We start from the raw sequence: 19268 nt of genomic DNA, 5'->3' as shown, positions 1-19268 counted from the left end.
CAAAGCTTCAGGGCCGCTCAGCTGCGGAGTGTTCCTCCGCCACCGGCGTCCCCCGCCCGGCTTCCTGATGCCACTGCAGGGCGATCAGGATCAGCGTAGGCACCCCCAGCAAAGCAGTGATCAGGAAGAAGTCGTGGTAGCCGAACTTCTCCACAATAACGCCCGAATACCCGCCGATCAGCCGCGGCAACAGCAGCATGATCGAACTGAGCAGCGCGTATTGGGTCGCCGAGAACTTCAGATTGGTCAGGCTTGACAGGTAGGCCACAAAGGCCGAGGTAGCCATGCCGGAGCTGAAGTTGTCCAGTGAGATGGTCACCACCAGCATTTCCAGGTTCGGCCCCATGTCAGCCAGCATCAGGAACAGGATGTTGGTGCCGGCAGAGGCTACGCCGCCGATAAACAGGATGGGCATGATGCCGAAACGTACGATCAGCAGACCGCCAACCCCGGCGCCGACCAAGGTCATGATCAGACCGAAGATCTTGCTGACGCTGGCAATCTGGTCCTTGGTGAAGCCCATGTCGATATAGAACACGTTGGCCATCACCCCCATCACCGTGTCCGACATGCGATAGGTGGCGATCAGGCCTAGCAGCAGCAGAGCCTGCCAGCGGTAGCGGGTGATGAAGTCGTTGATCGGGGTCAGCACGGGGGCCAGGCCGCGACGACCGAGGCTCGACAGGCAGGCCCAGGACAACAGCACGTAGAGGATCAGGCGCAGGAAGGCGCGGTCTTCCAGCAGCAGGTCAAGCGGCGTGGCATCACCGGAGATCACACTGGACCAGCCGGTATTGAACATCTGGGTGAAGCTGGCCGGTACCGAGACCAGCAGGATGATCAGCACGAACACCGAGGCCATCTGGTGCACCAGCCCGTAGCGCGCGGCCGACAGTTGGGTGCGCATGGGCACTGACGGTTCGCGCATGACCAAGGTGGTGAACAGGGCGGGCAGCATCATCACGCCGAACATCACGTAAGTACCGGCCCAGGCCTTGTGCAGGTAGCTGAAGCCGGTAGAGCCGAACCACTCGGCGAAGAACAGGGCACCGGCCGTGGCGAGCAAGGCAGCCACCCGATAGCCGGCCATGTAGCTGGCAGCAAGCGCGGCCTGGCGCTGGTCGTCGGCAATTTCCAGGCGGTAGGCGTCGACAGCGATGTCCTGGGTAGCCGAGGCGAAGGCCACCAGTACGGCCATGGCAATCAGCCAGGAGAGGTGTTGTTGCGGGTCGCACAGGCTCATGCCGACCAGCCCGATTACCACCAGCGCTTGCGACAACAGCAGCCACGAACGCCGGCGCCCGAGGCCGCCAAGCAACGGCAGACGCCATTGGTCGAGCAGCGGTGACCAGACCCACTTGAAGGCGTAGGCCAAGCCAATCAGGCTGGCATAACCGATGGTTTCACGGGCAACGCCGGCTTCGCGCAACCATACCGACAGGGTCGAGAACACCAGCATGTAGGGCAGGCCGGCGGCGAAACCGAGTAGCAAAAGTACCAAGGTTGACGGGCTGGCATAGGCAGCAAGCGCAGCGCGCCAGGTTTTACGGGGCATGGGCCAACATCTGCCTCAAGTTTTCGAAAACAAAGCGCGCACTCTAACCGCTGTGCTCCATTGGGCGCCAGCCATGGCGCGTCATATCCACACGATTGTTGCTTACATTCACACCTTCCTCGCGTAACCGCGCCCGTTGTTCATCGCCCGACGGCGTGCCCAGCGCCAGGCTCAGCCGGCCACCTGCGCCAAGCACCCGATGCCAAGGCAGGCGAGTGTCTGCAGGCAACTGCCCCAAGGTGCGGCCAACCCAGCGCGCCGCACGGCCAAGCCCAGCCAGTTCGGCCAGTTGGCCATAGCTCACCACCTTGCCGGGTGGCACTTGGCCAAGTACTGAATACAGCGCCGTTCGTCGGCCCTCGGCCGAATCAAGGGCGTGCTCATATCCATCAGACATCTCGCCCGCCTTGGGCTGCAGATGAAACCGGACCGGTGGTCCGGCAAATGAGAGTTGAACTCAACGGCATGCTCCCGGTCTGTCCTTGCTCTGGTCGTCGGTATCTGGATAATGCCCGGCTTTTTCGTCAAATCGAACCCTAGTCCGCAACCAAAGTCCGTTTATGAATTCTAGATCCTTGTTGTGCCTTCTTGCTGTTTCCCTGTGCGCCTCTCCGGTGTTCGCCGACACTGTGTGGATGAAGAACGGTGACCGGCTGAGTGGCAAGATCAAGGTCTTCGACGGCGGCAAGCTGCTGCTGGAAACCCCTTATGGCGGGTCAATCGCCCTGGACTGGAAACAGGTCCAGACGTTGGAAAGCGACCAGCAGATGCTGGTCAAGCAGGACGCCTACAGCGGAGAGAAAGCCAAGTCGCTCAAGGCCGCCGAGCCAGGCAAGGTGACCTTGGCCAATGGCGATTCACCGAAGACGGTGGAGCTGGCCAGCATCGAGCAGATCATGAAGCCCAGGCCGCTGATCGAGGATTTCGTGTGGAAAGGCAATGTCGACGTGGCGCTGGACTACAAGCGCGCCGAGAACGACACCGACGATTACGACGTGGGCTTCAAGACCACTGCCCGCCATGGCCGTTGGCGGCACAACGCCGAGGGTGAGTACAACCGCGAGACCAAGGACGACATCACCACCACCAACAACTGGAGCGCCGAGTACGCTCTGGACCGCTTTATTACCGAGAAGTGGTTCTGGCAGGGGCGTGCGGAATACAAACGCGATCACATCGAAGACCTGGCCCGCCAGCGCACCGTGGGTACAGGCCCGGGTTACCAGTTCTGGGACGATGAGCTGGGTGCGTTCTCGCTGGGTTCACTGATCAACCGCACTGATTTCGAGTATCGGGACGGCGGAAAGGATAATTTCTATTCTGCGGCCGTGAAGTGGGATTACACCCGCTACCTGATCGGCAAGAACGTGCAGCTGTTCACCAACGGCGAGTTCGCCAAGCCGCTGGGTGGCGTGGCCGACTATTCGCTGGATGCCGAGGTTGGCCTGCGCTACAAGGTCACCGAGTGGGCTTCGCTCAACCTCAAGGCAGAGAAGGATATCATCACGGGCACGCGTGAGAGTGACCTGGACAAGACACGCTATACCGCGGGCTTTGGCGTTACCTGGTAAGGCGTCTGGATGCAGGTCAGTGGCACAGGCAGCGGATAATGCTTATCTTGTCCCCAACCCGTCCGCCAGGAGCCGCCCTCAAGTGAGTACCAACGCCATTCGCCCCGCCCGGGAACTGCTGCTCAAGGAATACCGCGGCGTGCTTTCGACACATTCCAGGTCGATGCCTGGCTACCCCTTCGGTTCGGTCGTGCCGTACTGCCTGGACGCCCAGGGCAACCCGCTGATCCTGATCAGCCGCATTGCCCAGCACACCCACAACCTGCTGAAGGACCCCAAGTGTTCGCTGCTGGTGGGTGAGCGCGAGGCTGAAGATGTGCAGGCGGTAGGGCGCCTGACGGTGATGGCCGAAGCGCACAAGCTGGTCGACGAGGCCGTCATCGAGGCCGCCGCCGAACGCTATTACCGCTATTTCCCGGACGCGGCCAACTACCACAAGGCCCACGACTTCGATTTCTGGGTGCTGCAGCCGGTGCGTCACCGCTACATTGGCGGCTTCGGTGCGATCCACTGGCTCGACCAGGTGACCTTGGCCAACCCGTTCGCCGGCAAGGCCGAGGGCAGCATGATCGAACACATGAACAGCGATCACGCCAGTGCCATTGCCCACTACGTCGAACTGACCGGGTTGCCACAACACGTACCGGCGCAGATGGTCGGGGTAGACAGTGAAGGGATGCACCTGCGCATCGGTCAGGCAGTGCACTGGTTGCCTTTCCCGACTACTTGCAACACGCCGACACAAGTCCGCGAGGCCTTGGTTTTGCTGGCTCGCGCCGACAAGTGGGCGCATATGATGCAAGCCGAGGGTTGAAATCCGGAGCGCAGGCATCCATCTGAGGTCTTATTGGAAGGTTATCTTCCGTCGAGGAACCCTTGATGCGTGCTTTTCTACTGCTGTTTCTGATTTTTCCTGTGCTGGAGCTGTTCGTCTTCGTGAAGGTCAGCGCGGCAATCGGTTTCTTTCCGGCGTTGCTGCTGATCATCGCCGGCTCCGCCTTGGGTGTGCTGGTCATGCGGGTAGCCGGCCTGGCTACCGCATTGCGCGCCCGTGAAAGCCTGCAGCGCGGTGAATTGCCCGCCGAGGACATGTTCCAGGGCATGATGCTGGCCGTGGGTGGTGGCCTGTTGCTGCTGCCAGGCTTCATCAGCGACGTGTTGGGTGTGCTGTGCCTGCTGCCGTTCACCCGCCGCCTGGCTGCGCGCAAGATGCGCGAGCGTGCCGAGGCCCAGGCCATGCGCCAGCGTGCATTTCAGGATGACCCCTTCCAGGCGCAGCCGCGAGATGGCGGACACCGCCCGAACGTGATCGAAGGCGAGTACGAGCGCCGAGACAAATAAAAAAGACAGGGGCCGCGCAAGCGGCCCCGGTTTTTTTCGGCCTGATGAAAAATTTTCCATATCGAGCCTTGTAATTGAATATGGCGGCCTCATGTATGTGGTCACCGCAAGGTTTCTGGTGGCAACACCAGACATTACACAGGTGGTTCGCTCACAGCGGGCCGCCCCCGGCAACGCCGGACAGCATCAAAACCGCCGGTGTCGAACCGGCCGATGAAAACCACAATTTGGGAGAGATCGACAATGAAACTTCGTCCTCTGCATGACCGCGTAGTCATCCGTCGCAGCGAAGAAGAATCGAAAACCGCTGGCGGTATCGTCCTGCCGGGTTCGGCCGCTGAAAAACCAAACCGCGGCGAAGTTGTAGCCGTCGGCACCGGTCGCGTCCTGGACAACGGCGAAGTTCGCGCGCTGGCCGTGAAAGTGGGTGACAAAGTGGTTTTCGGCCCGTACTCGGGCAGCAACACCGTGAAAGTCGATGGCGAAGACCTGCTGGTCATGGCCGAGAACGAAATCCTCGCCGTTGTCGAAGGCTGATTTCCCCCCGACTTCCCGTTACTCCAAAGTTTTTCAAGGATTAAACGATCATGGCTGCTAAAGACGTAAAATTTGGTGATTCCGCTCGTAAGAAAATGCTGGTTGGTGTCAACGTTCTGGCTGACGCGGTAAAAGCGACCCTGGGCCCGAAAGGCCGTAACGTGGTACTGGCCAAGAGCTTCGGCGCCCCGACCATCACCAAGGACGGCGTTTCCGTCGCCAAAGAAATCGAGCTGAAAGACGCTTTCGAAAACATGGGCGCCCAGCTGGTCAAGGAAGTTGCTTCCAAGGCCAACGACGCTGCCGGTGACGGCACCACCACCGCTACCGTTCTGGCTCAGGCCATCGTCAACGAAGGCCTGAAAGCCGTCGCTGCCGGCATGAACCCGATGGACCTGAAGCGCGGTATCGACAAGGCAACTGCTGCCGTCGTTGCCGAGCTGAAGAACCTGTCCAAGCCATGCGCCGACTCCAAGGCCATCGCCCAGGTAGGTACCATCTCTGCCAACTCCGATAGCTCCATCGGTGAAATCATTGCCGAAGCCATGGAAAAAGTCGGTAAAGAAGGCGTGATCACCGTTGAGGAAGGCTCGGGCCTGGAAAACGAACTGTCCGTCGTAGAAGGCATGCAGTTCGACCGCGGCTACCTGTCGCCGTACTTCGTCAACAAGCCGGACACCATGGTTGCCGAGCTGGAAAGCCCGCTGCTGCTGCTGGTCGACAAGAAAATCTCCAACATCCGTGAGCTGCTGCCAGTTCTGGAAGCCGTTGCCAAGGCCGGCCGCCCACTGCTGATCGTTGCCGAGGACGTTGAAGGTGAAGCGCTGGCTACCCTGGTAGTCAACAACATGCGCGGCATCGTCAAGGTTGCTGCAGTCAAGGCTCCGGGCTTCGGCGATCGCCGCAAGGCCATGCTGCAGGACATCGCCGTCCTGACTGGCGGCCAGGTCATCTCCGAAGAAATCGGCCTGTCCCTGGAAACCGCTACCCTGGAGCACCTGGGTAACGCCAAGCGCGTCATCCTGTCCAAGGAAAACACCACCATCATCGACGGTGCTGGTGCTGATACCGAGATCGAAGCACGCGTCAAGCAGATCCGTGCCCAGATCGAAGAAACTTCCTCGGACTACGACCGTGAGAAGCTGCAAGAGCGTCTGGCCAAGCTGGCTGGCGGTGTTGCCGTGATCAAGGTGGGTGCCGGCACTGAAGTTGAAATGAAAGAGAAGAAAGCCCGCGTTGAAGACGCCCTGCACGCTACCCGTGCAGCCGTTGAAGAAGGCGTGGTGCCTGGCGGTGGTGTTGCCCTGGTTCGCGCCCTGGCAGCCATCATCGACCTGAAAGGCGACAACGAAGACCAGAACGTCGGTATCGCGCTGCTGCGTCGCGCTGTTGAATCCCCGCTGCGCCAGATCACTGCCAACGCCGGTGATGAGCCAAGCGTGGTTGCTGACAAGGTCAAGCAAGGTTCGGGCAACTTCGGCTACAACGCCGCTACCGGTGAATACGGCGACATGATCGAGATGGGTATCCTGGACCCAGCCAAGGTTACTCGCTCGGCGCTGCAAGCTGCTGCTTCGATCGGCGGTCTGATGATCACCACCGAAGCCATGGTTGCCGACCTGCCGGAAGACAAGCCAGCTGCTGGCATGCCTGATATGGGCGGCATGGGTGGCATGGGCGGCATGATGTAAGCCAGCCTTACCCCCTGCACCATCAAAAAGCCCCGGTTCGCGAGAACCGGGGCTTTTTTTTATTGCTGTCGGGGCCTCTTCGCAGCACAAGGCTGCGCTTGAGCCTTGTGCTGTGAAAGAGTGGATCAACCGACCAGCGGATCACCGACGTGCAGAATTTTCATGCCGTTGGTGCCACCGATGGTGTGGTAGCTGTCACCCTTGGTCAGGATCACCCAGTCACCTTGCTCCACCAGGCCACGTTTGAGCAGCTCGTCGACCGCCGCCTGGCTCACCTTGTCGGCCGGCAGCGCGGCCGGGTCGAAGGCAATCGGGTACACGCCACGGAACATCGAGGCGCGCGCCTGGGTGGCGCGGCGCGGCGACAGGGCGAAGATCGGTACATGCGAGCGCAGGCGCGACATGATCAGCGGGGTGTAGCCGCTTTCGGTCAGGGCGATGATCGCCTTTACGCCCGGGAAGTGGTTGGCAGTGTACATGGCCGCCAAGGCGATGCTTTCGTCGCAGCGCTCGAAGGTGGTGTGCAGGCGATGGCTGGACTTCTGGCTGGTCGGGTGCTTTTCGGCACCCAGGCAGATGCGTGCCATGGCCTGAACCGCTTCGATCGGGTAGGAACCGGCGGCGCTTTCGGCCGACAGCATCACCGCATCGGTGTTGTCCAGCACGGCGTTGGCCACGTCGGACACTTCAGCGCGGGTCGGCATCGGGTTCTGGATCATCGACTCCATCATCTGGGTCGCCACGATGACTGCCTTGTTGTTGCGGCGGGCGTGCTGGATGATCTTCTTCTGGATGGCGATCAGCTCGGCGTCGCCGATTTCCACGCCCAGGTCACCACGGGCAACCATCACCGCGTCGGAGGCGGCGATCAGCTTGTCGAGGGTCTCGTCATCGGCAACTGCTTCGGCGCGTTCGATCTTGGCCACCAGCCAGGCGCTGCCGCCGGCTTCGTCACGCAGCTTGCGCGCGTATTCCATGTCGCTGGCGTCACGCGGGAAGGACACGGCCAGGTAGTCCAGGTCCATTTCCGCAGCCAACTTGATGTCGGCCTTGTCTTTTTCGGTCAGGGCCGGTGCGGTCAGGCCACCACCTTTACGGTTGATGCCTTTGTGGTCCGACAGCGGGCCACCGATGATCACCACGCAGTGCAGGGCGTCTGCCGTGGCGGTTTCGACGCGCATGACCACACGGCCATCGTCGAGCAGCAGTTCGTCACCAACGCCGCAGTCCTTGACCAGGTCGGGGTAGTCGATACCGACGATGTCCTGGTTGCCTTCGGTCAGCGGGTGGGCGGTGGAGAAGGTGAACTTGTCACCGATCTTCAGTTCGATGCGCTTGTTGGCGAACTTGGCGATGCGGATCTTCGGACCCTGCAGGTCGCCCAGCAGTGCAACATGGCGGCCGTTCTTGGCGGCGATGTCACGAATCAGGCGCGCGCGGGCCTTGTGCTCGTCCGGCGTGCCGTGGGAGAAGTTCAGACGTGCCACGTCCAGGCCGGCGAGGATCAGTTGTTCGATCACTTCCGGCGAGTTGCTGGCGGGGCCAAGGGTGGCGACGATTTTGGTGCGGCGGATGCTCATGCACAGACTCCTATAGTGAAGCGCAGCGAAAGGCTACTCCTGAATCTCGCTGTAGTCATTGTTCCGTTGCACTACCTACGCCCAGGGCAGGGTGGCATTTGAACGGCGCAGGGTATCCTTGCAAAAGGGTGTGAAGATTTGCAGGCAAACGCCGATACACTGGCATCAAAGGAGATCCCCATGCGAGCCCTGATCGTTTTAGCCCTGGCCGCCAGCGCCGTCGGCTGCACCCGCTGGTCCATGGACCACCACTTGAACAATGCTTACCGCGCCTACGACCGCGGCGATTGCGCACGGGTCATGCTCGAACTGTCGCAGGTTGATCGCACCAGCCGGGCCCGGCCGTTCATCCACCCCGAAGTGTCACTGCTGCGCGGCCAGTGCCTGGAGCGTCAGGCGTTGTACGTGGACGCGGCGCAGACCTATCAGTACCTGATCCAGCAATACCCAGGCAACGAATATGCCTATCGCGCCCGAGCGCGTCTGCAGACACTGGAAAAACTCGGCCATTTGCGCGGTGCAGAAACGGCCGTGGCCAACCCGGTGACGACCGTACCTTGGCGCTAACACAAAGGTGTGGTTTATTTCACGAGATTTGCTGCGCGTGCTGCGCTAATCTGTAACTCAGTTGTTACAACAACCGCCAGTACCTTGTATTCCTGGCATCAGGTACGGAATACACCCGCGATCATGTTCAACAAGCGCAACATCGAACGTCATCAGCTACCTTGTGTCCTCAAGGTGTTCAACCGCTTTACCGGTCAGGAGATCGGTCAGCTAGGCAATGCCTCTGAAAATGGTCTGATGGTCATCAGCCAGCTACCCGTGCTGGTCGGGCCCGATTACGAGCTGCAGCTGCGTATGCCCCTGCATGGCGGCGGGCACCAGTTCGTCAACCTCACTGCCAGTTGCCTGTGGTGCCGCGAGGACCAGACGCCTGGGCACTACGATTCGGGCTTCATGCTGTTGCAGTCTCCGCGCGAGTACGATGATTTCGTCCGTTCGTTGCGCGATTATTTCAGTTTCCGCCCCGCCAACGCGCCCGTCTGAACGTTCGTTCTTCACAATCGCGCTAGAATCGGGTCGACCTCGATACAGGACGACCCCGTGACCTCCAGCATTTTCTGGCACGACTATGAAACCACCGGCATCAACCCGCGCTGCGATCGGCCGCTGCAGGTGGCCGGCGTGCGCACTGACTTCGACCTCAACGAGATCGACGAGCCGATCAGCCTTTATTGCCGGCCGTCGGACGACATCCTGCCGCACCCGGCGGCCTGCCTGGTGACAGGTATCACGCCGCAGCTGCTGGCGGAGCAGGGCCTGTGCGAAGCCGAGTTCATGACTCGTGTGCATGCCCAGCTGGCGCAACCGGGCACCTGTGGTGCCGGCTACAACACCCTGCGCTTCGACGATGAAGTGACCCGCTACAGCCTTTACCGCAACTTTTTCGATCCGTATGCCCGTGAATGGCAGGGAGGCAATAGTCGCTGGGACCTGATCGATATTGTGCGCACCGCCTATGCCCTGCGACCGGAAGGCATTCAATGGCCACAACAGGACGGGCGCACCAGCCTGCGTCTGGAGCTGCTGAGCAAGGCCAATGGCATTGACCACGGGCATGCCCACGAAGCGCTTTCCGACGTGCGGGCAACCATTGCCCTGGCCCGCCTGATTCGGCAGAAACAACCCAAGTTATATGACTGGCTGTTTCAGTTGCGCAGCAAGCATAAAGTGATGGAGCAGATCCGTTTGTTGCAGCCACTGGTGCATATATCCGGGCGTTTTTCGGCGGCGCGCAATTACCTGGGGGTCGTATTGCCATTGGCCTGGCACCCGCGTAATCGCAATGCACTGATTGTCTGCGACCTGCATCAGGAAACCCTACCGTTACTGCGGGAAAGTGCTGAAGTTTTACGTCAGCGCTTGTACACCCGGCATGATGAATTGGCTGAAGGTGAATTACCGGTACCGCTCAAATTGGTGCAGATCAATCGTTGCCCGGTAGTGGCGCCGCTGTCGGTATTGCGCCCGGTCGATCAACAACGATTGGGCCTGGACTTGACGTTGTTACAGTCGCGCGGCGAACAATTGGCCAGTCAGCAGGGGCAATGGCAGGAAAAGCTGGAACACATCTATGGCAAGGACGAGTTCGCCCCGAGTGAGGACCCGGAACAGCAGTTGTATGATGGTTTTATAGGTGACCGCGACCGGCGCTTATGCGAGCAAGTGCGTGCGCTGGAACCGGCGCAGTTGAGCCATGGCCACTGGATGTTCGATGATTCGCGTTTGCCGGAGCTGTTTTTCCGCTATCGGGCACGCAACTTCCCTGAAACCTTGACCCGCGAAGAGCGGCAACGTTGGTATGGCTTCTGCCAGCAACGCCTGAGCGACCCGCAGTGGGGCGCGCCGAATACCTTGGGCGACTTCGAACGAGCACGCCAGCAAGCCTGGGAGGGCGCCGACGAGGCGGGCAGGCGGGTGTTGGAGGCCTGGCAAATGCATGCTCGACAATTGCAGGAAAACTATTCAATCGGCTGATGGCTGGTAAACAAAAACGCCGGCAATGTGCCGGCGTTTTTATTGTGCGAAGCAAGAGGGCGTATGCGGATAATCAGTCCAGCAGGGTTGCCCAGCTTTCAACCACGTCGCCGCCCCAAGTGGCTTTCCACTCTTTCAGGGTCTTGTGGTTGCCGCCTTTGGTTTCGATCACTTCACCGTTGTGCGGGTTCTTGTATTGCTTGACCTTGCGCGCACGCTTGGTGCCGGTAGTCTTGACCGAACCACGAGGTGCCTTGCTCAGTTTCGACTCTGGGTCGAGCAGGGCAATCACGTCGCGCAGCGACTTGGAGTACTCGCCCATCAGTGTGCGCAGTTTGCCTTCGAACTCCAGTTCTTTCTTCAGCTTGTCATCCTGCGACAGATTGGCCAGGCGGGCCTGAAGTTCCTTGATGGCTTCTTCGGTAGCGCGGTACTCGTTGATCAGGGACATGGAGTGTTCCTTAATGCGTGTTCAGAAATGTGTGGGCCAATAATAGACAGGCAATACTCGCAAGTAAACATAAGAATGGGCAATTAACTGTTAATTAAGCTGTGACAGCATTTCTCTACGTGAACAAAATTTTACATACGGCCCAGGCGATTCGTCATGTCTGTCAGACAGCGCCCTTGCAGCGTTTCGCGCCTGCATATGCCATCGCGGCAGCGATCAATACTGCGTTTTTTCTGGCGGACCGCTAGAATAGGCGCCTTTGCGAAGTTCTGGAGTCTCATTCATGCGCACCTATCGTCTGGTGATCGCCTGCCCCGACCGTGTAGGCATCGTGGCGAAAGTCAGTAATTTCCTGGCCTTGTACAATGGCTGGATCAACGAAGCCAGCCACCACTCCGATGAGCAGAGCGGTTGGTTCTTCATGCGTCATGAAATCCGCGCTGAGTCGCTGCCGTTCGGTATCGAAGCTTTCCGTGAGGCGTTTGCGCCGATCGCTGAAGAGTTCTCCATGACTTGGCGCATTACCGACTCGGCACAGAAAAAACGTGTGGTGTTGATGGCCAGCCGCGAGTCGCACTGCCTGGCAGACCTGCTGCACCGCTGGCACACCGATGAACTGGACTGCGAGATCCCTTGCGTGATTTCCAACCACAACGACCTGCGCAGCATGGTCGAGTGGCACGGTATTCCGTTCTTCCATGTACCGGTCGACCCTAAGGACAAGGCCCCGGCCTTTGCCGAAGTGTCGCGTCTGGTGCAGGAGCATGCCGCCGACGTCGTGGTACTGGCCCGCTACATGCAGATCCTGCCGCCACAACTGTGCCAGGACTATGCCGAGAAGGTGATCAACATCCATCACAGCTTCCTGCCGTCGTTCGTCGGCGCCAAGCCATACCACCAGGCCGCCCTGCGTGGGGTGAAGCTGATCGGCGCGACGTGCCATTACGTCACCGAAGAGCTGGACGCCGGTCCGATCATCGAGCAGGATGTGGTGCGAGTCAGCCATGCCGACAGCATCGAGGACATGGTCCGCTTTGGCCGTGATGTGGAGAAGATGGTGCTGGCCCGTGGCCTGCGTTATCACCTGGAAGACCGCGTGCTGGTGCATGGTAACAAGACGGTGGTGTTCGACTGACGCCATCGGGCTTGCTGTGAGATTCTGGGTTGCTGTGCAGCCCCGTCGCGACAGGGGCGCAAAGCGCCCCGGCAATCTTGGGTGAAACGCTAATGGCCAGGCAACGCAACAACCCCGCCGCCTCACCTCCACCGACCCTTGGCGAAGGCTGCCTGGCCCGCTACGACCCTGAAGCCCTGGATGACACGGATGGCACCGACTTCCCCGGCGCCGCCGAACTCTGGCAGCAGCTCAACCCGCCTGACGCCGCCAGCGTTCCAGCAGCGGACGCCCCAGCAGGCAGACAAACACCGGCCCCCCAGCCAGCAGATAAAAGTAGTAAGTAACCGCCCGCCATATCAGGATTGCCGCAGCGGCGGTCGAACTGCCCACCAAGGGTGTCAACAGGCTGGCCGACGTCAGCTCGGCGGCCCCGGCCCCGCCAGGCAGCAGGCTGAATTGGCCGGCGCTGAGCGACAGCATCTGCACCAGGAAGCTGGGAATCCACTGCAGGTCTACCCCCAAGCCTCGCAGCACCAGGTACAGCACGCTGTAGCGCAGCCCCCAGTGGGCGCAGGTCAGGGTGAACACCAGGCTCAGCGTGCGCTTGGGCAGGCGCCAGGTCTGCGCCAGTGCTGCGACGAAGTGCAGCAGTTTGCGCGCCCAGCGACGTTTGCGCGGGTGGCCCATCCCCATCCCCATGCGCTGCAACAGCCTGCCGTTCATGCGCATTATCGGGCGCAGGTAGCGCAACAGCCCGATCACCCCGGCCAACGCTGTGCACAGCAGTAACGCACTGCCAAGCAACATGCTTTCCTGACTGCGACCCAGGCTGTGGAACAGCGCGTATCCGGCAATCGCCAGCATTGCGCAGAAGAAGAACACCAGGTCGTTCAACTGGTCCATGGCAAAGACGGCGCCGCTGCGCGCCGGGCAGATGCGGTCTCGCGCCAGCAGGGCCATCAGGGTAAGCGGCCCACCACTACCGCCAGGGGTGGTGCAGATGGCAAACTCGGTGGCCATGACAACGCCCAGGCTGCGAGCATGGCTCAACTGTTTCGCCTGCTCACCCAGCAACAGGCGCAGGCGCAGCGCATTGATGACCCAGCACAACAGAATCATGCCTAGCAGCATGATCATCAGGTGCGGGTCGAACCGGCTCAGCCTCGGCAGCAGTTCGCTACCACCCAGCAACGCTGGCACCAGTGCTGCACCCAGCAATGCCAGCGCCAGCCAGGCCCAGCGCTTCATGCGGCCCCCTGGCGCTCCAGCCAGGCGGATTTGGTCAGCGGTTCACGGCCCTCCTTGAGCAGTTTTTCCAGCGTGCGCAGCCAATAGTCGCGGGATGAGCGATGACGCATGTCTACAGGGTGCAGTCCCATGCGCAACGTGCTTGCACCCCGCCAGCGCTGGCATTGCCAGTCGCAGAGCGTGCGGGACAGTTTGCGACGCCATGCGCTCCGGGCGCTCCAGACCAGGCCTGGCGCATCAATGGCCGTAAAGTCCGGCAAGCGGTACAGATGCTGCGGTGTGCTGGTGTATTTCAGTGGCAGGCGGCACAGCGCTTGCCGTGTGCCCTGGCTCATGAGCCAGGCTGGTGCGACAAACCCTGCCACCGGCCAACCTTGGCCCTCGAACAGTGCCAGGCCCTCCTGTAGGCGGGTCAGCGCTTCGTCCTCATCAAGGCTGTAGAACTCGCCTTCATGCGTATAGATGCGCCGCATGAAGTAGTCGACGGGGCTGCGCGGTGCGGGTCCTTCGTCAGCATGGGCATAGCCATGAAGTGCCAGCTCGTCGCCTTTGGCCAGGCGTGCATCCAGGAGGCGGCAGAACGTAGGTGCCCGGTGCAGCGGATTACGCCGATGGAAGTCCGGGACCACCAGCCATGTCATTGGCACGTTGCCCAGCGCGTCCACGGCCTCTACGAACGGTTCATAGTCCGGCCAGGTTTCCGGGGCAACATCATGCAACACCAGCATGAGGCTGCGCTGGCTCGCGGAGGGCTCAAGCATGGGCGCGCACCTGTGGCTGGTGGCCGAGCACGGCCTGGTAGTGCTGCAGCAGGCCAGCCACCACGTTGTCCCATGAATAATGTTGCTCTACATGGTGACGGGCCTGCACACCGAGCTCGCGTACACCTGCCTCGAACGCCTCGCGCACGGCTGACGCCATGGCCCGACCATCGTTGGGCATGCACAGGCGGCCGCACTGTTCGTTGATGATTTCAGGGAACGCACCGGCGCGCACGGCCACCACGGGCGTGGCGCTGGCCATCGCTTCGAGAATGACCAGGCCGAATGTTTCCTGGTCGCCAGCATGCACCAGCAAGTCGGCGCTGGCCATCAGCCGGGCCACCTCTGCAGCCGGGCAGAAGTGATCGATGACGCTGACGTTGTGTGGCACGCTGGCCGGCATGTTCGAGCCTACCAGTAACAGGTGGTAGGGGGCGCCGAGTTGCTGCATGCAGTCAAGCAGCACCGGCAGGTTCTTTTCCCGCGAGCCGCGGCCGGCAAAGATCAACAGGCGGCTGGTGTCGGCAATGCGCAGTTCGGCACGTACATGTGGGTCGCGCCGGGCGGGGTGGAAAGTGGCAAGATCAACGCCCAGCGGCTGCACATGGACATCGCGCACGCCCAAACGGCGTAATTTGTCGGCCATCACCTGGCTGGGGGCCAGTACCCGGTCAAAATTGCCGTATAGCTTGCTGACGTAGGCCTCGACATTGGGGGCGAACCAGTTGCCCATGCGGTTGCTGACGAGTAACGGCAGGTCGGAATGGTAGAAACCGATCACTGGTACGTCGAGTTGGCGCCGTGCTTCCAGCGCCGCCCAGGCGGTCAGGTAGGGGTCGCCGACTTCGATCAGGTCGGGCTTGAGCGTGCGCAGTGTGTTGCACCAGGGGGCCAGGCGTACCGGAAAGCGGTAGCCTTTGCCAAACGGCAAGGGCGGCGCAGGCACCTGGTAGATGCCATCGGCGTGTTGGGCGCTGGCACCGGGAATCAACAGGCTGTGGCGTACGCCATGAATGGCGTCGAGACGGTGATGTTTGGCATCAAGATAGGTACGTACGCCACCGCTGGCCGGGGCGTAGAACATGGTGATGTCGGCGATGTGCACGATCAGCATCCCTCCGGGATCGTCTTCGGGTCTGTCATCCAGCGTCGAATTGCCGGCGATGACACGCCTAAAGATGGACCTATCAGAAGGATAGTTTGTTCGATCAGTTTGAGGGGGGGGAAATGCGCAGTGCCTGGCGCAGCAAGAAGGCTGCGCCAGGCGAAGGTGTAGCAGTTATCAGATACGGAAGCTGCCCACCAGGTGCTTCAGGCGGCCAGCCTGCTGCTCGAGGTCGGAGCACGCGCGCAGGGTCGCTTGCAGGTTCTCCACGCCTTCCTGGTTGAGCATGTTGATCTCGCTGATGTCCATGTTGATCGCCTCGACCACGGCGGTCTGCTCCTCGGTGGCAGTGGCCACTGACTGGTTCATGCCATCGATCTCGCCAATGCGCACGGTAACGCTGTCCAGTCGCTCACCCGCCTGGTTGGCGATCTGCATGCTGTCCTGGCTGTGGCGCTGGCTCTGGTCCATGGTATCGACCGACTCGCGGGCACCGACCTGCAGCTCTTCGATCATGGTTTGCACTTGCTGCGCCGATTCCTGGGTGCGGTGCGCGAGGTTGCGCACCTCGTCGGCGACCACGGCAAAGCCACGCCCGGCCTCACCGGCGCGGGCTGCCTCGATGGCAGCATTCAGCGCCAGCAGGTTGGTCTGCTGGGAAATGCTGGTGATCACTTCGAGGATCTGGCCGATATTCACGGTCTTGCTGTTCAGTGTTTCGATGTGCGCGCTGGATGTAACGATCAGGTCGGACAGGCGGTTCATCGCGGCAATGTTGCGCTCGACCACTTGCTGGCCTTCTTCTGCCAGCAGGCGCGCGGAGGTTGCGTGCTGCGAAGCCTGGGCGGCGTTGCCGGCAATTTCCTGAGCAGCAGCTCCCAGTTCGTTGATGGCGGCAGCGACACTGTTGGTGCGGTTCGACTGCTCGTCGGAGTTGGTCATCGACGAGTTCGAAGCACTGATCACCCGCAGGGCCACTTCATTGACCTGTTCGGTGGCCGAGGACACTTCTCGAATGCTGCTGTGAATGCGTTCGACGAAGCGGTTGAAGGCGTTGCCGAGGACACCGAACTCGTCGTGGTTGTGGATGTGCAGGCGCTTGGTAAGGTCGCCTTCACCTTCGGCAATGTCTTCCATGGCGCGGGTCATGGTGTGCAGCGGTTGCATCAACACGCGGATCAGCAAGCCGAGCAGGCCGATGATGATCACCACCGCCACTACCGTGGCGATCACCGCAGAGGTGCGGAAGGTGCTGAGCATCGAGAAGGCCTTGTCCTTGTCCACCGAAAGACCGATGTACCAGTTCGCCGACGGCAGGCCGGTGATCGGGCTGAAGGTCAGCAGGCGGGTCTGGCCATCGCTTTGCACTTCGGTCAGCTCACCGGTCAGTTTCGGCGTGTGCTGCGGGAACAGGTCCGACAACGACTTCATGACCAGATCTTTATCGGGGTGCACCAGGATCTTGCCCTGGTCGTTGACCAGGAAGGCGTACCCCATGCCGCCGAAGTTCAGCGAGTTGATGATCTGCACCAGGCCGTCCAGGGCCAGGTCGCCGCCGACCACGCCAACGCTGCTGGAGACCTTGTTGAGGATGCCAATGACCATCTTGTTGGTGGTCATATCGATGTAAGGTTCGGTCAGGGTCGCGCCGCTGGCGTTCATGCCGTCCTTGTACCAAGGGCGGGTGCGCGGGTCGTAGCCGTCGGGCATCTTCGCGTCCGGGCGCACGCTGAAACCGCCGTCGACTTTGCCCAGGTAGACCGTGAGGAAGCTGGAGGTCAGCGCATTCTGGCTCATCAGGGTTTCGGCGCTGGCCGGGTCCTGGGCAATGTTCTGCGCCAGGTTCTCCACCAGTTTTATCCGGCCCTCGAACAGGTTGCGAATATTGGTCGACGTGGAGGTGCCCATTTCAGCCAGATAGTTTTCCAGGTCCTCGCGAATCGCATTACGCTGGAGGTAATCGTTGTAGAGGGTGAAAAGGCTGAAGGCGAGGATCACGATCAGTGATGCCGCCAAAAGAATCTTGTGGCTGAAACGAAGGCTTTTGTTCATGGGCGTAATCGGTTCCGCTAAGGTTCTATATCAGGCGTTCGCACGAGTGGAGCCGTAGGTTGTGCAACATCCCGAGAAGTCCCCTTTCGGTTGTTCCTCTCTATTAAGGCGAATATCACCCACAGGTATCGGCCGAATTAAGCTAAAGCTTGAGCAGAGGATTAAAAAGATGTCGGAATATTCGACCATCGTTGTAGGAGCGGGGCCGGATGGCCAGCCAGTCGGGCAAGCGATGCGCCTGGCCAACCGCCACGGCCTGGTGGCTGGCGCAACCGGTACCGGCAAGACCGTCACCCTGCAGCACTTGGCGGAGGTGTTCAGCGACGCTGGGGTGGCGGTGTTCGCCGCCGATGTCAAAGGCGACCTCTGTGGTTTGGGGGCTGCCGGTGCGCCACAGGGTAAGGTGGCTGAGCGTATCGCCGGCATGCCGTGGCTGGGGCATACGCCCCGGGCCTATCCGGTGAGCTTGTGGGATATCGAGGGGCAGTCTGGCCACCCGCTGCGCACCACCCTCAGTGAAATGGGGCCGTTGCTGCTGGGCAACTTGCTGGAGCTGACCGACAGCCAGCAGGCTGCGCTATATGCAGCATTCAAGGTGGCCGACCGCGAAGGCCTGCTGCTGCTGGACCTCAAAGACCTCAAAGCCCTGCTGGCGCATCTGAAGGACAACCCGCAGCTGCTCGGCGAAGACAGCGCGCTGATGACCACGGCTTCCACCCAGGCCTTGTTGCGACGGCTCGCTACTTTGGAGCAGCAGGGCGCCGAAGCACTGTTCGGCGAGCCGGCATTGCAACTGGAGGATCTGCTGCGCCCTGATCCGGATGGCCGTGGGCGTATCCACCTGCTCGATGCCAGCCGATTGGTGCACGAAGCACCTAAGGTATACGCGACGTTTCTGTTGTGGCTGCTGGCCGAACTGTTCGAGCAGTTGCCCGAGCGCGGTGATGCCGACAAGCCGGTGCTGGCGCTGTTCTTCGATGAAGCGCACTTGCTGTTCAACGGCACGCCCAAGGCCTTGCAGGACCGTCTTGAGCAAGTGGTCCGGCTGATCCGCTCCAAGGGAGTGGGGGTCTATTTCGTTACCCAATCGCCGGGAGACTTGCCCGACGCGGTGCTGGCCCAGTTGGGCTTGCGCATTCAGCACGGCTTGCGGGCGTTCACTGCCAAGGAGCAGAAGTCGCTGCGGGCGGTAGCCGATGGTTTCCGCCCCAACCCGGCGTTCGACACCCTGGCAGTGCTGACCGAACTGGGTATTGGCGAAGCGCTGGTGGGTACATTGGAGGAAAAGGGTACGCCGGCCATCGTGCAGAGGGTGCTGGTTGCACCGCCGCAGTCGCGTATAGGGCCGCTGAGCGCGACTGAGCGCAGTGCGCTGATTGCCGCTTCGCCATTGGCGGGGCGCTATGACAAACCGGTGGACCGTGAGTCTGCCTATGAAATGCTGAGCCAGCGTAAGGGCGAGCCAGTGGAACCGGCGCCACAACCGAAGGCGGATGAAGAGAGTTTTGCCGACAAGGCTGGCGAATTCTTGCAGAGTGCAGCGGGGCAGGCGATCAAGTCGGCAGTGCGTCAGGCAGCTAACCAGTTGGGGCGGCAGTTGGTGCGCGGGTTGATGGGATCGTTGTTAGGGAGCAAGAAAAGGTAGTCTTCCTGCGCCGACCCATGCCTTCAGGAGCGCAAGGCTGCCCCGGTAAAGAACAGGGCGGCACAGGAATGAC

Annotated in this window: 18 protein-coding genes and 2 pseudogenes; 11 read left to right on the top strand and 9 right to left on the bottom strand. The window is 61.0% G+C overall.

Going from position 1 to position 19268, the window contains the following annotated elements; genetic code table 11:
* Window positions 1–7 precede the first annotated feature (7 nt).
* Both ACF8GF_RS17975 and ACF8GF_RS17970 read right to left on the bottom strand, forming a co-directional pair.
* A complete protein-coding gene (locus tag ACF8GF_RS17975; protein ID WP_176682625.1) occupies window positions 8–1555 on the bottom strand; it encodes an AmpG family muropeptide MFS transporter in 1548 nt (515 codons plus the stop codon).
* Between the two features lie 43 nt (window positions 1556–1598).
* Complete coding sequence (locus ACF8GF_RS17970) at window positions 1599–1952, bottom strand: MGMT family protein (RefSeq protein WP_176682626.1); 354 nt, start codon at window positions 1950–1952, stop codon at window positions 1599–1601.
* Window positions 1953–2115: 163 nt separating this feature from the next.
* Between ACF8GF_RS17970 and ACF8GF_RS17965 the strand changes: the two genes are divergently transcribed.
* The 5 genes from ACF8GF_RS17965 (at window position 2116) to groL (ending at window position 6695) form a co-directional block, all read left to right on the top strand.
* The gene (locus tag ACF8GF_RS17965; RefSeq protein ID WP_176682627.1) at window positions 2116–3126 is read left to right on the top strand and encodes a DUF481 domain-containing protein; all 1011 of its coding nucleotides are present in this window, start codon (window positions 2116–2118) and stop codon (window positions 3124–3126) included.
* Window positions 3127–3208: 82 nt separating this feature from the next.
* Window positions 3209–3940: a DUF2470 domain-containing protein gene (locus ACF8GF_RS17960; protein WP_176682628.1), complete on the top strand. Its 732-nt coding sequence runs from the start codon at window positions 3209–3211 to the stop codon at window positions 3938–3940.
* A 65-nt stretch (window positions 3941–4005) separates the two neighbouring features.
* Window positions 4006–4467 (top strand): FxsA family protein, encoded by a 462-nt coding sequence (locus tag ACF8GF_RS17955; RefSeq protein ID WP_003251903.1) that lies wholly within the window; start codon window positions 4006–4008, stop codon window positions 4465–4467.
* 243 nt (window positions 4468–4710) lie between these two features.
* Complete coding sequence (locus ACF8GF_RS17950; RefSeq protein ID WP_003251905.1) at window positions 4711–5004, top strand: co-chaperone GroES; 294 nt, start codon at window positions 4711–4713, stop codon at window positions 5002–5004.
* Between the two features lie 50 nt (window positions 5005–5054).
* On the top strand, window positions 5055–6695 hold the full coding sequence (gene groL, locus ACF8GF_RS17945) for a chaperonin GroEL (protein ID WP_176682629.1): 1641 nt from the start codon (window positions 5055–5057) through the stop codon (window positions 6693–6695).
* A 125-nt stretch (window positions 6696–6820) separates the two neighbouring features.
* Here the strand turns inward: groL and pyk are convergent, their stop codons facing one another.
* Window positions 6821–8275: a pyruvate kinase gene (pyk, locus tag ACF8GF_RS17940; RefSeq protein ID WP_021785800.1), complete on the bottom strand. Its 1455-nt coding sequence runs from the start codon at window positions 8273–8275 to the stop codon at window positions 6821–6823.
* A 180-nt stretch (window positions 8276–8455) separates the two neighbouring features.
* Here pyk and ACF8GF_RS17935 point away from each other — a divergent pair, with 180 nt between their 5' ends.
* The 3 genes from ACF8GF_RS17935 to sbcB all read left to right on the top strand — a co-directional run bounded on the left by ACF8GF_RS17935 (window position 8456) and on the right by sbcB (window position 10816).
* Complete coding sequence (locus ACF8GF_RS17935) at window positions 8456–8842, top strand: hypothetical protein (RefSeq protein WP_003251914.1); 387 nt, start codon at window positions 8456–8458, stop codon at window positions 8840–8842.
* A gap of 123 nt (window positions 8843–8965) precedes the next feature.
* Window positions 8966–9325: a PilZ domain-containing protein gene (locus ACF8GF_RS17930; RefSeq protein ID WP_176682631.1), complete on the top strand. Its 360-nt coding sequence runs from the start codon at window positions 8966–8968 to the stop codon at window positions 9323–9325.
* A gap of 57 nt (window positions 9326–9382) precedes the next feature.
* Window positions 9383–10816, top strand: coding sequence for an exodeoxyribonuclease I (gene sbcB / locus ACF8GF_RS17925; RefSeq protein ID WP_209963702.1), 1434 nt, complete (start codon window positions 9383–9385; stop codon window positions 10814–10816).
* Window positions 10817–10889: 73 nt separating this feature from the next.
* Here sbcB and mvaT read toward each other — a convergent pair whose 3' ends face one another.
* Window positions 10890–11267 carry a histone-like nucleoid-structuring protein MvaT gene (gene mvaT / locus ACF8GF_RS17920; protein WP_176682633.1) on the bottom strand — a complete coding sequence of 126 codons (378 nt, stop codon included), beginning with the start codon at window positions 11265–11267 and terminating at the stop codon, window positions 10890–10892.
* A gap of 283 nt (window positions 11268–11550) precedes the next feature.
* Between mvaT and purU the strand changes: the two genes are divergently transcribed.
* Entirely contained in the window at window positions 11551–12402 is an 852-nt protein-coding gene (gene purU, locus ACF8GF_RS17915; protein ID WP_023378897.1) for a formyltetrahydrofolate deformylase, read from the top strand.
* Window positions 12403–12494: 92 nt separating this feature from the next.
* Window positions 12495–12728 carry a hypothetical protein gene (locus tag ACF8GF_RS17910; RefSeq protein ID WP_245354948.1) on the top strand — a complete coding sequence of 78 codons (234 nt, stop codon included), beginning with the start codon at window positions 12495–12497 and terminating at the stop codon, window positions 12726–12728.
* On the opposite strand, the gene ACF8GF_RS17905 is transcribed toward ACF8GF_RS17910, so the two are convergent.
* The 5 genes and pseudogenes from ACF8GF_RS17905 to ACF8GF_RS17885 all read right to left on the bottom strand — a co-directional run.
* The gene (locus ACF8GF_RS17905; RefSeq protein WP_176682634.1) at window positions 12634–13632 is read right to left on the bottom strand and encodes a lysylphosphatidylglycerol synthase transmembrane domain-containing protein; all 999 of its coding nucleotides are present in this window, start codon (window positions 13630–13632) and stop codon (window positions 12634–12636) included. The two genes, ACF8GF_RS17910 and ACF8GF_RS17905, sit on opposite strands and share 95 nt — an antisense overlap.
* Entirely contained in the window at window positions 13629–14393 is a 765-nt protein-coding gene (locus ACF8GF_RS17900) for a DUF2334 domain-containing protein (RefSeq protein WP_176682635.1), read from the bottom strand. The genes ACF8GF_RS17905 and ACF8GF_RS17900 overlap by 4 nt, the downstream gene beginning before the upstream one ends.
* On the bottom strand, window positions 14386–15507 hold the full coding sequence (locus ACF8GF_RS17895) for a glycosyltransferase family 1 protein (protein ID WP_176682636.1): 1122 nt from the start codon (window positions 15505–15507) through the stop codon (window positions 14386–14388). The genes ACF8GF_RS17900 and ACF8GF_RS17895 overlap by 8 nt, the downstream gene beginning before the upstream one ends.
* A 168-nt stretch (window positions 15508–15675) precedes the next feature.
* A pseudogene (locus tag ACF8GF_RS17890) lies at window positions 15676–16272 on the bottom strand (methyl-accepting chemotaxis protein); the annotation flags it as partial.
* Window positions 16273–16533: 261 nt separating this feature from the next.
* Window positions 16534–17550 (bottom strand): annotated as a pseudogene (locus ACF8GF_RS17885) (cache domain-containing protein); the annotation flags it as partial.
* 169 nt (window positions 17551–17719) lie between these two features.
* On the opposite strand from ACF8GF_RS17885, the gene ACF8GF_RS17880 reads away from it, so the two are divergent.
* Entirely contained in the window at window positions 17720–19195 is a 1476-nt protein-coding gene (locus ACF8GF_RS17880) for a helicase HerA-like domain-containing protein (RefSeq protein ID WP_209963716.1), read from the top strand.
* Window positions 19196–19268 lie beyond the last annotated feature (73 nt).

The sequence above is a fragment of the Pseudomonas sp. yb_5 genome, assembly GCF_043103865.1.
Taxonomy (GTDB): Bacteria; Pseudomonadota; Gammaproteobacteria; order Pseudomonadales; family Pseudomonadaceae; genus Aquipseudomonas; species Aquipseudomonas putida_Y.
Note: the sequence above shows the minus strand (reverse complement) of the source record. Positions and strands in the feature narration are given on the sequence as shown.

Excerpts from the sequence above, each read along its gene's own strand:
- ACF8GF_RS17975 (WP_176682625.1), bottom strand. The coding sequence starts at position 1,555 with ATGCCCCGTAAAACCTGGCGCGCTGCGCTTGCTGCCTATGCCAGCCCG.
- ACF8GF_RS17970 (WP_176682626.1), bottom strand. The coding sequence starts at position 1,952 with ATGTCTGATGGATATGAGCACGCCCTTGATTCGGCCGAGGGCCGACGA.
- ACF8GF_RS17965 (WP_176682627.1), top strand. The coding sequence starts at position 2,116 with ATGAATTCTAGATCCTTGTTGTGCCTTCTTGCTGTTTCCCTGTGCGCC.
- ACF8GF_RS17955 (WP_003251903.1), top strand. The coding sequence starts at position 4,006 with ATGCGTGCTTTTCTACTGCTGTTTCTGATTTTTCCTGTGCTGGAGCTG.
- ACF8GF_RS17950 (WP_003251905.1), top strand. The coding sequence starts at position 4,711 with ATGAAACTTCGTCCTCTGCATGACCGCGTAGTCATCCGTCGCAGCGAA.
- groL (WP_176682629.1), top strand. The coding sequence starts at position 5,055 with ATGGCTGCTAAAGACGTAAAATTTGGTGATTCCGCTCGTAAGAAAATG.
- pyk (WP_021785800.1), bottom strand. The coding sequence starts at position 8,275 with ATGAGCATCCGCCGCACCAAAATCGTCGCCACCCTTGGCCCCGCCAGC.
- ACF8GF_RS17935 (WP_003251914.1), top strand. The coding sequence starts at position 8,456 with ATGCGAGCCCTGATCGTTTTAGCCCTGGCCGCCAGCGCCGTCGGCTGC.
- ACF8GF_RS17930 (WP_176682631.1), top strand. The coding sequence starts at position 8,966 with ATGTTCAACAAGCGCAACATCGAACGTCATCAGCTACCTTGTGTCCTC.
- mvaT (WP_176682633.1), bottom strand. The coding sequence starts at position 11,267 with ATGTCCCTGATCAACGAGTACCGCGCTACCGAAGAAGCCATCAAGGAA.
- purU (WP_023378897.1), top strand. The coding sequence starts at position 11,551 with ATGCGCACCTATCGTCTGGTGATCGCCTGCCCCGACCGTGTAGGCATC.
- ACF8GF_RS17910 (WP_245354948.1), top strand. The coding sequence starts at position 12,495 with ATGGCCAGGCAACGCAACAACCCCGCCGCCTCACCTCCACCGACCCTT.
- ACF8GF_RS17905 (WP_176682634.1), bottom strand. The coding sequence starts at position 13,632 with ATGAAGCGCTGGGCCTGGCTGGCGCTGGCATTGCTGGGTGCAGCACTG.
- ACF8GF_RS17900 (WP_176682635.1), bottom strand. The coding sequence starts at position 14,393 with ATGCTTGAGCCCTCCGCGAGCCAGCGCAGCCTCATGCTGGTGTTGCAT.
- ACF8GF_RS17895 (WP_176682636.1), bottom strand. The coding sequence starts at position 15,507 with ATGCTGATCGTGCACATCGCCGACATCACCATGTTCTACGCCCCGGCC.
- ACF8GF_RS17880 (WP_209963716.1), top strand. The coding sequence starts at position 17,720 with ATGTCGGAATATTCGACCATCGTTGTAGGAGCGGGGCCGGATGGCCAG.